Here is a 13,085-nt window from a genome sequence, read left to right on the forward strand (position 1 = left end):
ATTATGCAATTCTTCCTAAGGTGTTACCAAGGCAATTTAAACTCTTACTAATACATTATATCATATTATCTTTCCGTTGTTTTAGCCCTGATGAAGTCTAGTTCAACAAAGTTTCAATAGCTTCAACAATATCAGAAGCTGCATTCGGCTTACCTAATCGCTTACTATTCAACGCCATATCCTTCATTTTATCTGGATTTGAAAAAAGCTTTTTTACCTGTGAAAAAAGCAGGTCTTCATTTAAGCCACTTTCAAGTATAACATTAGCTGCCCCATATTTCTCTAGGGCTCGAGCATTATATTCCTGATGGTTATCTGTTGCATAAGGGTACGGAATCAATATTGACGGCTTGCCAAGAGCCGTAATCTCTGATATAAGGCCTGCACCGCACCTGCTTATTATCAAATCGGCTGCTGCCAATGCATACGGAGCATTATGAATATACGGCATAACCTTTAGGTATGATGTATTGTAAGGAATGCCCTTTTTCTTATACAATGAAATAACACTCTCATATTGGCTTTCCCCGGTCATATGCAGCAGCTGAAACTCTCTATTTTTTTCACAATCTGCTGCAATAAGCATGATGCTCTCATTTATTTTTTTAGCTCCTCTACTGCCTCCAATTATCAATAGGAGAGGCTTTTTTTCATCAAAGCCGAAGGCCGCCATACCATCATCTTTGCCTATCGTGGTTATCTCACCTCTAAGCGGATTTCCTGTAACTGAAATTTTATACTTGCTATGAAAATAATCAGATGCTTCCGGAAATGTTAATGCTATCTTGTCTACAAATCTTGATAGAATTCTATTTGTAATCCCGGGAAAGGCATTCTGCTCATGTATTAAAGTGGGAATACCAGATAGAGCAGCAGTCATAAGCATGGTGCCGCATACATATCCGCCCGTGCCTATTACAATATCGGGTTTAAAGCTTTTAATTATCCTGCGGCATTCTATAAGGCTCAATAGATTTTCCTTTACTGCAATAACATTTTCAAATGTCATCTTTCTCATAAATCCTCTCACTTTTATCTTCCTGAAAGGGAATCCTTCTCTCGGAATTATTGAACTTTCCATCCCTTTTTCAGTTCCGATAAAAAGTATATCGGCTTTTTCATATTTTTCTAATATCCCTCTTGCGATAGCTACAGCAGGGTAGATATGTCCGCCTGTCCCGCCGCCTGCCAGAATCACCTTCATTTGCTTCAACTCCCCTCAGTTTTGACACTTCTCGATATGTTCAACAAAATTCCTATATTTGACATAACAAATAATAAGGAAGAGCCGCCAGAGCTTATTAGAGGGAGAGTTACTCCGGTTGTAGGCATAGATACCGTCACAACAGCGATATTTATAGCCACTTGAATGCCGATCATACATGTTATGCCTGTGGCCAATAAGCACCCAAACATATCAGGAGCGTGAAGAGCAATCCTTATTCCTCTCCAGATCAAAAACAAAAATAAGAACAAAACTGTAGCTGCTCCAATAAATCCTAATTCTTCACCTATAATAGAAAAAATAAAATCATTTTGTGCTTCAGGTATATAGAAGAACTTTTGTCTGCTATTGCCGAGCCCTAGTCCAAATAAACCACCCGACCCAAGGGCTAAAAGGGATTGTATAGCCTGATAGCCTGTATTTAAAGGGTCAGCCCAAGGATCTCTAAAGGATAGCCATCTGTTTAACCTATAACTTTCCTTTGTTACCAGATAGATAACTGCCGGAAGAATAGGAACAGCCCATACCAGCAGATGGCCAATCTTAGCTCCAGCGGCAAACAGCATAACAAAAGTTATGATCAATATGCTTCCGGCCATACTAAGATTGGGCTGAATTATGATCAAAGCAAAATATACTATCATTAAAAGTATGTAAGGAACTACGCCTTGAACAAATTGTCTCACCTTGTCCTTTTTATTGCTCAAGCTTTTTGCCATAAAAATTATCAAGGCTGTTTTTGCAAATTCTGATGGCTGCATGGTCCATGGGCCTATTTTTATCCATCTGACAGCACCTTTAGCTCCATAGCCGAGTCCGGGAATGAATATGGCTATCAATAAAACTAGGCTGACCAATACGAAAAGCAATGCATATCTTCCCAGTATTTTATAATCAAGCTTGCTCAACACAAGCATGGCTATTATGCTTATAATAGCATATAACCCCTGGCTTTTCAGATACAAATAGCTGTCATTGTATTTCAGATAAGAAGATGCAGCACTTGCACTAAATACCATAGTGATCCCAATGGCTAATAATACAAAAACCGTCACCATCAAAGTAAAATCAATATTACCTTTACTTTTTGCAGGCATTGACCAGCCCCCCTTATAATCCCCTTACTATACTCTTAAATAATCTCCCTCTTTGTTCGTAGCTTTTAAACATATCCCAGCTTGCACATGCAGGAGACAATAATACACAATCGCCTGACGATGCAAGCTCTTTGCTCTTTATCACCGCTTCTTCCAGATCAGACACTTGATATATGTTATAAAAGCCTGCCTGGCGTGCTGCTGCATCAATTTTAGCTGCAGTCTCTCCAAATAACACCAGAGCTTTTACTTTTCCATCAAAATAGGATACGAATTCATCAAAATCTGTTCCTTTATCCATACCTCCTGCAATAAGCACCGTAGGTCTAGTCATCGTGATCAATGCTTGAATAGAAGAATCAGGATTAGTGCCTTTTGAATCATTATAGTATATAACTCCGTCAATTTCACATACATACTCTATTCTATGCTCTACACCCCTGAAATCTTGCAATATCTTTTTGATTATATTTTCATCCACGTCCATGCAGTATGCTATCAATGCAGCCGCTAATGCATTTTCCAAATTATGCTTTCCGGGTATAAATATATCCTTTATATCTATAACCCTCACTTTTTTGCCATTCAAGGATAAGGTCAAATATTCATCCTCTACATAAGCTCCCTCAGGAAGAATTTCTTTTCTGCTGAAGAATAATACTTTGCTTTTTGCTAAGCCCGATAACTTTCTGGTTTCAGGGTTATCCCAATTTAATATTGTATAATCCTCTTTGCTTTGGTTTGAAAAAATTTTTGATTTTGCGCTTATATAGTTTTCAAGGGTTTTATGCCTGTTCAAGTGGTCAGGTGTGATATTTAAAATTGCACTCACTGCAGGCTTGAAATCAATTGTTGTTTCCAACTGAAAACTGCTGGCCTCCAAAACAAATACATCTTCCGGTGATGCATTTTTTACTTCTGCAATCATCGGGCTTCCTATGTTGCCGGTAACAAAAGTTTTTCTTCCGCTGGCCTCCATTATCTCTCCCAATAAAGCAGTTGTAGTAGTTTTGCCATTGGTACCCGTTATGGCAATTATGGGGGTCTTTGTCATTCTATATCCAAGCTCTATTTCACTTATAACCTCTTTGCCTAGTTTTCTGGCTTCTTCTACAAGAGGTATATCTGTAGGCACTCCGGGGCTTATAACTATAAAATCACAGGTATAAGCCAGGTCAAGAGGATGATTCCCTGTAATTATTTCAATTGACAGCCCTTCAAGCTCACGTATAGATTCATCAAGCTCTGATAACGGCTTATAATCATTTATAATAACGTCATATCCCATATTATGAAGCTCGATTGCAGTAGGTATTCCGGTTATAGCAGCACCTAACACCAAGACATTTTTGTTTTCCATTTCGTAACTACCAACCTTTCCATATCAATTAAAAGCCAGAATTCCAATGAGGCATAGAATAATTGCAGTAATAATAAACACAGAAACAACCTTAGTTTCAGCCCAACCCGACAATTCAAAATGATGATGCAGAGGTGCCATTTTAAATACTCGTTTTCCTGTCCTCTTAAAATGTACGACCTGAATGATATCGGATAGGGCTTCCGCTACGTATATAGCTCCTACAATAGCCAGAAAAAGCGGCAGCTTCATAATAACCGCTAAGGAGGCAACAGCACCGCCTAGAGCCAAGGAGCCTGTATCACCCATAAAAACTTGGGCCGGATGAGAATTAAATCTTAAGAATCCTAATATGGCACCTATAAAAGAACCACAAAAAACTAAAATTCCAAGATTTCTTACAGCCAGTGAAATTACTGCAAAAAATCCCAAAACCACTATAGTGATCCCACCGGCAAGGCCATCAAGTCCGTCTGTCAAATTCACGCTATTTACTGTACCTAATATAATAAATACTATGAAAGGTATATAAAACATTCCCAAATCAAAGAATTTTCCGGTGAAAGGCACCAATATCTCTGTTCCCGTCTGATTAGTGCCACCAGCTATATAGCTTAAAAACAGCGCGGCTGCAAATTGGGCTAAAATCTTTTGCCAAGCTTTTAAGCCCAGCGACCGCTTTTTAACGATCTTTATATAATCATCGGCAAATCCTATTGCCCCATAGAGCAAGGTTGTGACCAAAACCAGGAGCATATCCTTATCCTTCGAAAAGGCCATGGAAACAATCACTGCAGGAATAATGAAAATTAAACCGCCGATAGTTGGTATCCCTGCTTTTTTTAAATGGCTTTGAGGGCCATCATCCCTTATATTCTGGCCAAACTTCATTTTCTTTAAGATTGGTATCAATATCGGCCCGGCAATCAATGCAAGAACAAAAGAAGATATTATGCATATAATAAACATTTTATATTCGCTGGCAAAAAATTTATTCATCCTTTGTGAAACCCCTCTCTCTAAGAGAATCTGCTATCTCTTCCAATTTCATTATTCTTGAACCTTTTATCAAAACAGTATCATAGGGCATAAGTATTTTTCTCAAATTGGAAATTGCATCATTATTGCTGCTGAAGCAATAAATATTTTCTTCCTTCATATCGTTATCCAGTGCCCCCTGCCGGATATCCTTGACCTTTTCACCTATGGTAATCAATATATCAACCTTTGATTGGACTGCTTTCTCCCCCACTTTGCGGTGCCCTATTTCTGAGTATTCCCCAAGTTCCATCATATCAGCCAATATCAAAACCCTTCTCCCTCTACAGGACATGTTCCTCAAGACCTCAATAGCCGCTGAAACTGAATCGGGGTTTGCATTATACGAATCATTTATCACTCTGATCCCATTTTTTGATGAGAAAATCTCCATCCTCATCTTGCCCGGGATAAACCTCGCCAGCCCTTTTTTGATCTTTTCTATCTCCATTTTCATTGTCAAGCCCACTGCAATAGAGCATAAAGCATTATAAACATTATGAACCCCTATTAAAGGTACGAAAAACGGCTCAGCATTGCCGTTTATGTTTAGTGTAAACTCCATGCCCTCATCACCTCGTTGTTTTACATCCTTTGCAGATAGGTCATTTTCGTTATTAATGCCGTATTTTATGATTTTGCAAGGCAAATCATGAATTGATGCAAGCATATCATCATCGCCATTTATTATAGCTGTATTGTTTACAGTAAAGTATGTAAATATCTCTTTTTTAGCCTTTAATATATTTTCTCTGGAGCCCAAAAACTCAATATGAGCCGTACCCACATTTGTTATTATGCCAACATCAGGCTTCACAATAGAAGCCAGGCTTTCTATTTCCCCGGGCTTATTCATTCCCATTTCAAAAACACAGATAGTGTGATGCTTTTCCATGCGAAATACAGTCATGGGCAGCCCTATTGTATTATTTAAATTTCCTTCATTTTTTAATACTTGAAAGCTTTCTCCCAAAACAGATGCTATCATTTCTTTAGTTGTGGTTTTTCCGGAGCTCCCGGTAACCGCCACTGCCGGTATATTAAACTTTGATCTGTAATACGAAGCAAGCCTCATCAAAGCAGCTTGAGTATCTTCAACCAATATATAGGGAAAGTTTGCCGCATTTAAATAATTGTGAGATATTGCTGCACAGGCGCCTGCATCCATAGCCTTATAAATAAAATCATGGCCGTCGAAATTTGGTCCTTTGATAGGTATAAACAACTCACCGGATTTTACTTTCCTGCTATCGGTATTTATCCCGTTCACCATAAAGCTTTCTTTACAGTTCATTAGCTTACCGTTCAAAGCCTCTGCAATTTCGGCAATGTTCATCGGTTCCACTATATACCCTCCTTGAGAAGTTCTTTTACAATCTCTCTTTCATCAAAGTCAATGACTTTATCCTTCAAAACCTGATAAGCCTCATGACCCTTGCCCGCTAATAATATAATATCTGAAGCCTCTGCCATCATCATCGCATGCCTTATTGCATCTTTTCTGTTCTCTATACATATATAATCACAATTCGTAGTCTTCATGCCTTCTTCTATTTGATCGATGATCATATTTGGGTCTTCGCTTCTTGGGTTATCTGAAGTAATTATAGCATAATCGGATAGCCTTCCGGCAATTTCGCCCATTATTGGCCTTTTTGTCTTGTCTCTATCTCCGCCGCAGCCAAATACAGTAATTATTCTGCCTTTTGCATAATGCCTTATGGATTTTAATATGTTTTCCAGTCCATCCGGTGCATGAGCATAGTCTATGATGATCTTGTAAGGCTTATCTAAAGGAAGCACTTCTGATCTTCCCGGCACAAAACCCGCCGCTTCAATCCCCCGGCATATAAATTCTTTGCCGATTCCTTCAACATAAGCAACACTCGCTGCTGCCAGTGAATTGTATACGCTGAATTTCCCCGGAATGCTGCTTCTTATAATTGCCTCATATTCAGGTGTCATCAAAGTGAATCTGATACCCTCATCATTTATCTCTATATCCTTGGCCATAATATTAGCTTCTCTATCTATACCGAATGTGAGCAAAGGTGTATCCTGCTCTTTAATTCTGCTGCAGATTATTCTTCCGTGCTCGTCATCGATATTTATGATATTTGCCTTAGTGGTCTTATAAAATAGTTTTTCTTTTGCTCTCCTATAATTTTCAAAATTTCCATGAAAGTCCAAATGATCCTGGGTCAGGTTTGTAAATATGCCTATTTGAAATCTGCATTGATCCACCCGTCCAAACTCAAGGGAATGGGACGAAACCTCCATGATGCCATATTCTGCTCCGTTAGAAAGCATATCCCTAAAAATCCTTTGCAAATCCACGGATTCCGGTGTTGTTCTGGAAGATTCCACCTTTTTGCTGCCTACATCAACAGAAATAGTTCCTATTAAGCCAGCTTCTTTTTCTGCATGCTGCATTATTGATCTTATAAAATACGTTGTAGTTGTTTTTCCGTTAGTCCCAGTTACCCCAATAAGCTTCAGTTCATCGGTAGGGTGCTCATAAAAATTTGCCCCTATTATAGGCATAGCCGCTCTTGAATTCTCTACTTGTATCACAGCAACATCAGCTCGTTCTACGGCTTTATCCACTATAACGGCAACAGCTCCATTTTCTACCGCTTTATCGATGAAGTCATGACCATCTGAAAAACTGCCTCTTATGCATATGAAAAGAAAGTTCTTCGATACTTTTCTTGAGTCATATGCGATGCCTTCTATCTCAGCATCCAAATTCCCGGAATATCTTATAATCTTCGTGTTTTCTAAAAGCTTGATCAGCTTCAATGCTCTCACCTCATAACTATTGTTTTCACATAATGGAATATATATGTAATTATTATACATCATTTCTGCTTTTACCTTTTTATTATGCTTTACCATCTGGAAAAAGGCAACTGGAATTAAAGAATCTCTTTAACTCCGTTGCCTTGTATCTAGTTATTACAATACTTATTCTTTTATTCTTTTGGTTTTGCATATATTATTACTACAGACCCTTCATCAACCTTTGCATTAGCCCTTGGGGTCTGATCCAAGATCAGGGAATCTTCCGTAGGCTCTCCCTGCTCCTCTTCCAATCTATATTGCAGCTTATTTTCACTTAAGAGCTTTCTAGCATCTTTCAATTTCATATTTCTTATTTCCGGCACTATAACTTTTCCTTTCATCAGCTGCTTTGCCTCTTCCTCTGTATATTGAGGCTTAACATCCATATACCTCAAAGTGTCGGAAATAATACTTTTTACCACTGGAGTGGCAATGACGCCGCCATAATAGCTTCCGCCGCCAGGCTCATCGATTACCACCAACACGGTAATTTTGGGATCATTGGCAGGTGCAAATCCAATAAAGGATGCAACATATTTTCCCGGCACATATCTGCCATCCTCAGCTTTTTGTGCTGTACCGGTCTTACCCCCTACCTTGTACCCTGGAATATAAGCTCCTCTGCCTGAACCTTCCGAAACAACCGACTCAAGAATTTTTCTCATTGTCGCAGATGTCTCTTTAGAAATAACTTGGCGCACCTCACGGGGCTGAAAGTCATGAATCGTATTGCCGTCTTTATCTACAAGTTTTTTTGCAATCCTGGGCTCCATAAGATATCCATCATTTATCACTGCGGATACAGCGGTGATCAGCTGTATAGGCGTAACGGTAATACCCTGACCAAAAGAGTTATTAGCCAGCTCTACGGGACCCACAGAATTTATATTCCTTACAATACCGGAAGCTTCCCCCAGTAGTTTTATGTTGGTAGGCGACCCAAATCCAAAACCCTGTATATATTTGTAGAACTTTTCTTTGCCCAAGCGCTGGGCGACTTCAATGAAAACCGGGTTGCATGAATTTTGAACACCTTGTATAAATGTCTCACTCCCATGAGGATTATAACTCCTCCAGCATTTTAATCTTCTTCCTGCCACCAGCACAGAACCGGAACAATAGAATCTGTCCTCAGGCCTTACCACACCTTCTTCTAATCCGGCAGCTGAGGTTATTGTCTTAAAGGTGGAGCCAGGCTCATAAGTATCTGAAATCGCCGGATTCCTCCAGACTTTAAATAAGGCATTATACTGCTCTGTGGAACTCATAGAATCCCATTTATCCTTTAATTCATCGGGAATCTTTCTGGGGTCGTTATTATCATAATCCGGCTTCACTGCCATAGCAAGGACATCTCCGGTTTTAGGGTCCATTACTATTGCAGTTACCCTTTTCGCATTAGTCTCAATAAGAGCACTTTCAACCGCTTTTTCAGCGAAATGCTGTATGACTTCATCTATGGTTAAAATAAGGTTTAAGCCATCCTCAGGCTCGTAATATTTTCTATCGCTTCCCGGAAGTTCCCTTCCTTGTGCATCAGTCATCTTAATATCCCTGCCGGGGAAGCCGTTGAGATATTTTTCAAAAGTTGCTTCTACACCATCTTGACCTTGATTATCATAATTTGTAAATCCTAGTATATAGGATGCAAAATTGCTTTGAGGATAGAACCGTTTGCTATCATCAACAAAAATTAGGCCCTTGATATTTTTCTCTCTCAAAATCTTTACCGTATCAGAGTCTACCTTTTTCTTGATTATTTGTGTATCTTTCTTTGCAGAAACCTTCTCCAACAGATCCTCTTTATTCATTTGAAGAACTTCAGAAAGAGTCTGCGCCACGATTTCCTTGTCCTTTACCTCTACAGGCCTGACATAAATTTCATAAGCCGGTGCACTTGTTGCAAGCTCCTTACCGTTTCTGTCATAAATAATTCCTCTTTTTGAAGGTACCGGCACATCCCTTGTCCACTGCTCCATAGCTTTCTGCTGATATTCTGCTCCATCTACCACTTGAATTTGAAACAGCCTTACGATCAGCAGTAAAAATAATATAGTAAACCCGCCTAATAAAAATAGAACTCTTCCTTTAACCTTTTTTGCCACTCCTGCCAAGCTAATACCCCCTTAGGGAAACTTAATCTAATAAACTAATAAAACTATTGATAAGAAGTTTTGCTTTTGTTATATATTTGTTTTCTTCTACATCTTCCTTTGAAAAATAGGATTTTTCATAGCTATTGTTTTTTACGACCGGCTTCGCTGCGGCCACATAAACTATTTGGTCAGGATCGGGGTATTGCATATTCAACTCTTCTACAGCTATCTTTTCCAGCGTCTGCAGGTTAATGGTGTGCATCAAGCTTACCTTAAGAGCTTCATTTTGCTTCAATGTTTCCTTATACTCCTTCTCAAGCTTGCTGTTATTAAAATTTATTTCAGCTATATAAGCATAGCGAGATATCATCAAAATACTCATGGAAAATACCATGATAATGGGAAGAATACGTGCTCTTGGCTTTGCTTTCTTTACCTTTTTAGCTATCGGTTTCTTCTCTTCATCAAAAAGGGGTGCATCATTTATATAATTTTCTCTGCTGTAATCATATGCTCTATTATCTGCTACTAACAATTTTATTCCCCCTTACTTTTATTTAGAACCCAGTCTTTCAGCCACTCTCAATTTAGCACTTCTAGATCTGGAATTTTCGTCCAATTCCTTAACGCCGGCAACTATAGGCTTTCTTGTTATAGCCTTTATTAAGGGAACCTGTCCACAAATACATTGCGGCATTCTAGGCGGACAAGTGCACGGCTTCTCCAATTTATTGAACATGGTTTTAACTATTCTGTCCTCCAGAGAATGGAAGGTAATAATACACAGCCTTCCATCAGGTTTAAGCAAATCTACCCCATCGTTTATTGTTTTTTCGAGTATTCCAAGCTCATCATTCACCGCTATTCTTAGAGCCTGAAAAGTCCGCTTAGCAGGATGGGGGCCTTCTCTTCTGGCGGAAGCCGGTATAGCCTTCTTAATTATTTCTACAAGCTTAAGGGTGCTCGTAATCCTTGCTTTTGCTCTTTCATTACCGATAAATTCGGCGATTCTTTTAGCCCATCTTTCCTCTCCATAGTCTCTTATTATATTAAAAATATCTTGCTCAGGCCACTCGTTGACAATTATTTCTGCAGTTAAAGGATTTCTTCTGTCCATCCTCATATCCAATTCTGCATCTTTCATGTAACTAAAGCCTCTTTCTTCTTCATCCAATTGATGTGAAGAAACTCCAAGATCCAGAAGTATTCCATCCACTCCATTTATCCCTAACCCGTTTACGATGGCCTTCATATTCTTAAAGTTATCATTTATAAGCTTTATTCTCTTCCCATATTCCTTAAGATTCTCTCTCGCAGCATTTATTGCATTTATATCCTGATCTATTCCTATCAATAAGCCTTCTGAGCCTATCAGTTTTGCAATTTCCTTTGAATGGCCTGCACCACCTATGGTGCCATCTATGTATATGCCTGATTTTTTTATGTTCAAGCCATTAATACTCTCATCTAATAACACTGGAATATGCACAAAATCCAAAATATCACCTTCTTCTATTTTAAAATGGTGAACGGGGAATACAAAAAGTCACTGAAACCACACAAAAAATCACTAAATTTTTATAATATTAAAGTTGCATGAAATTATTAATTTTGATCCTAGTAAAATACCCAAATGATAGCAATCAATAGTTAAAAGCTGCTAATTAACAATCAATAAATAAAAAACCCTTTATGTTTTTTCATGAAAAATTCCGTGTCTTTCAGTGGTTTCCGTCTCTTAACTAAATCCCCAGCTGAGACATTTTTTCAGCCACATCTTCATAGCTAATATTTGCATCACTGTTAAATTTATTCCATTCTTCAAGGCTCCACAATTCCAATCTTGTAGATACGCCGATGATTACCGCATCCTTATCAATTTTCGCAAACTCCTTTAAGTTTGATGGTATCAATACCCTGCCTTGCTTATCTATCTCACATTCTGTGGCACCTGCGAAGAAAAATCTTACAAAAGCTCTGGCATCTTTGTTTGTCATAGGCAATGTCTTCAGTTTATTCTCGATATTTTTCCATTCATCTCCGGAATAAATGAATAAACAGTTGTCCAGCCCTTTAGTAATAACAAAGGTCGAACCTAATTCATCCCTAAATTTTGCAGGCATGATAAGCCTGTTTTTATTATCCAGAGTATGTCTGTACTCACCAATGAACATCCTCGCCACCACTTTGCTAAATTACTTCACTTTTCTCCACTTCGACCCACTTCATCCCACTATCAATATAATTCTCTATATTATTTAAAAATCCTTCCAAAAAATTTCAAAAAGCCATAAAAAATCAAAATGGTACGTTAGAACTATATTCCAACGTACCATTTTATTATTTTGCTTCTGGCTTCTAGCTGCTAGCCTCTGGTATCAGGGTATTCCTCTAGGGTTTGAGCATAGAACTAAGGATTCAGAACCCAGTAAATTCTGGGGGTTCCTTTGGGTTCATAGTGTAGAGCACGAATTTATATGGGAATTATTAATAATTTCCCCTCCGTGTTTTTTCGTGGAAAATTCCGTGTCTTTCAGTGGTTATCTTCTCCTCATAATAAAATATAATACTAACCCGAAAGCGATTATAGCAATGCTTATGAGCTGGGCAGTCCTCATTCCCATAAACATCAGGCTGTCAGTCCTCAGGCCTTCAATCCAGAACCTTCCCGCAGAATATATTATGGCATATAATAAGAAAATCTCTCCATTAAACTTTTTATTTCTTCTATATATGATCAAGAATATAAATAAACCCAAATCCCATATGGATTCATATAAAAAAGCAGGATGCACCTTTACACCATCTACCATAATGCCCCAGGGGAGATCTGTGGGGCCTCCGTATGCTTCTCCGTTGATAAAGTTCCCCCATCTGCCTATCGCCTGGCCAAGTGCTATAGAAGGTGCAACAATGTCGGCGGTTTTCCAGAAAGGCATATTCTTTGCCCTGGTAAAAAAGTAGCCTACCAAAACTGCTGCGATAAGGCCGCCGTGTACAGCAAGCCCGCCTTCTCTTGTATTGAGTATTTTAAGGATATCGCCTTTGTAATACTCCCATTGAAAGGCCACGTAATATAGCCTTGCGCCTATTAAAGCAGCAGGTATAACCCATAAGGACAGGTCAATAATATCATCAGGATTATACCCTTGCTTTTTTGCCTCGTAATAAGCAAGAAAAATTCCCAGCAGCATGCCCATGGAAATCAAAATGCCATACCACCTGATGGATATTCCGAAAATATCAAATGCAACAGGATTCATTAGAATTCCTCCAATACTCAATATATGTCTTTTATGCTATAAAATAAATCCGCAGCCTCTTTTAGCTAGTTTTATCAGCTTGAAAGGAGCCAATTCAGATGCTGTTCATCTATAAATTATAATTATAAATCCTCAAAAATGTCAAGCTTAAGAGAAGATAAT

General features: G+C 38.6%; 11 protein-coding genes. All 11 read right to left on the reverse strand.

Features of this window, described 5'->3' with window-relative positions:
* Window positions 1–97: 97 nt before the first annotated feature.
* On the reverse strand, window positions 98–1,204 hold the full coding sequence (gene murG / locus LJD61_RS00995; RefSeq protein WP_255225630.1) for an undecaprenyldiphospho-muramoylpentapeptide beta-N-acetylglucosaminyltransferase: 1,107 nt from the start codon (window positions 1,202–1,204) through the stop codon (window positions 98–100).
* A 5-nt stretch (window positions 1,205–1,209) separates the two neighbouring features.
* On the reverse strand, window positions 1,210–2,322 hold the full coding sequence (gene spoVE, locus LJD61_RS01000; protein ID WP_255225631.1) for a stage V sporulation protein E: 1,113 nt from the start codon (window positions 2,320–2,322) through the stop codon (window positions 1,210–1,212).
* A gap of 13 nt (window positions 2,323–2,335) precedes the next feature.
* A complete protein-coding gene (murD, locus tag LJD61_RS01005; protein ID WP_255225632.1) occupies window positions 2,336–3,682 on the reverse strand; it encodes a UDP-N-acetylmuramoyl-L-alanine--D-glutamate ligase in 1,347 nt (448 codons plus the stop codon).
* 24 nt (window positions 3,683–3,706) lie between these two features.
* Entirely contained in the window at window positions 3,707–4,681 is a 975-nt protein-coding gene (mraY, locus tag LJD61_RS01010; RefSeq protein WP_255225633.1) for a phospho-N-acetylmuramoyl-pentapeptide-transferase, read from the reverse strand.
* On the reverse strand, window positions 4,674–6,056 hold the full coding sequence (locus LJD61_RS01015; protein ID WP_255226001.1) for a UDP-N-acetylmuramoyl-tripeptide--D-alanyl-D-alanine ligase: 1,383 nt from the start codon (window positions 6,054–6,056) through the stop codon (window positions 4,674–4,676). The genes mraY and LJD61_RS01015 overlap by 8 nt, the downstream gene beginning before the upstream one ends.
* Window positions 6,057–6,064: 8 nt before the next feature.
* The gene (locus LJD61_RS01020) at window positions 6,065–7,522 is read right to left on the reverse strand and encodes a UDP-N-acetylmuramoyl-L-alanyl-D-glutamate--2,6-diaminopimelate ligase (RefSeq protein WP_255225634.1); all 1,458 of its coding nucleotides are present in this window, start codon (window positions 7,520–7,522) and stop codon (window positions 6,065–6,067) included.
* A gap of 173 nt (window positions 7,523–7,695) precedes the next feature.
* Window positions 7,696–9,669, reverse strand: coding sequence for a stage V sporulation protein D (locus LJD61_RS01025; protein ID WP_255226002.1), 1,974 nt, complete (start codon window positions 9,667–9,669; stop codon window positions 7,696–7,698).
* Window positions 9,670–9,700: 31 nt separating this feature from the next.
* The gene (locus tag LJD61_RS01030; RefSeq protein WP_255225635.1) at window positions 9,701–10,195 is read right to left on the reverse strand and encodes an FtsB/FtsL family cell division protein; all 495 of its coding nucleotides are present in this window, start codon (window positions 10,193–10,195) and stop codon (window positions 9,701–9,703) included.
* Window positions 10,196–10,213: 18 nt separating this feature from the next.
* Window positions 10,214–11,158, reverse strand: a complete 945-nt coding sequence (rsmH, locus tag LJD61_RS01035; protein WP_255225636.1) for a 16S rRNA (cytosine(1402)-N(4))-methyltransferase RsmH — start codon at window positions 11,156–11,158, stop codon at window positions 10,214–10,216.
* A 244-nt stretch (window positions 11,159–11,402) separates the two neighbouring features.
* Window positions 11,403–11,834, reverse strand: coding sequence for a division/cell wall cluster transcriptional repressor MraZ (gene mraZ / locus LJD61_RS01040; RefSeq protein WP_255225637.1), 432 nt, complete (start codon window positions 11,832–11,834; stop codon window positions 11,403–11,405).
* A 366-nt stretch (window positions 11,835–12,200) separates the two neighbouring features.
* Window positions 12,201–12,923 carry a prolipoprotein diacylglyceryl transferase gene (gene lgt, locus LJD61_RS01045; RefSeq protein WP_255225638.1) on the reverse strand — a complete coding sequence of 241 codons (723 nt, stop codon included), beginning with the start codon at window positions 12,921–12,923 and terminating at the stop codon, window positions 12,201–12,203.
* Window positions 12,924–13,085: the final 162 nt, after the last annotated feature.

This window comes from Lutispora saccharofermentans (assembly GCF_024363565.1).
GTDB lineage: Bacteria > Bacillota > Clostridia > Lutisporales > Lutisporaceae > Lutispora > Lutispora saccharofermentans.

What these genes read in the sequence shown, in the direction of transcription:
- murG (WP_255225630.1), bottom strand. Translation starts at nt 1,204, where the DNA reads ATGAAGGTGATTCTGGCAGGCGGCGGGACAGGCGGACATATCTACCCT.
- spoVE (WP_255225631.1), bottom strand. Translation starts at nt 2,322, where the DNA reads ATGCCTGCAAAAAGTAAAGGTAATATTGATTTTACTTTGATGGTGACG.
- murD (WP_255225632.1), bottom strand. Translation starts at nt 3,682, where the DNA reads ATGGAAAACAAAAATGTCTTGGTGTTAGGTGCTGCTATAACCGGAATA.
- mraY (WP_255225633.1), bottom strand. Translation starts at nt 4,681, where the DNA reads ATGAATAAATTTTTTGCCAGCGAATATAAAATGTTTATTATATGCATA.
- LJD61_RS01015 (WP_255226001.1), bottom strand. Translation starts at nt 6,056, where the DNA reads ATGAACATTGCCGAAATTGCAGAGGCTTTGAACGGTAAGCTAATGAAC.
- mraZ (WP_255225637.1), bottom strand. Translation starts at nt 11,834, where the DNA reads ATGTTCATTGGTGAGTACAGACATACTCTGGATAATAAAAACAGGCTT.
- lgt (WP_255225638.1), bottom strand. Translation starts at nt 12,923, where the DNA reads ATGAATCCTGTTGCATTTGATATTTTCGGAATATCCATCAGGTGGTAT.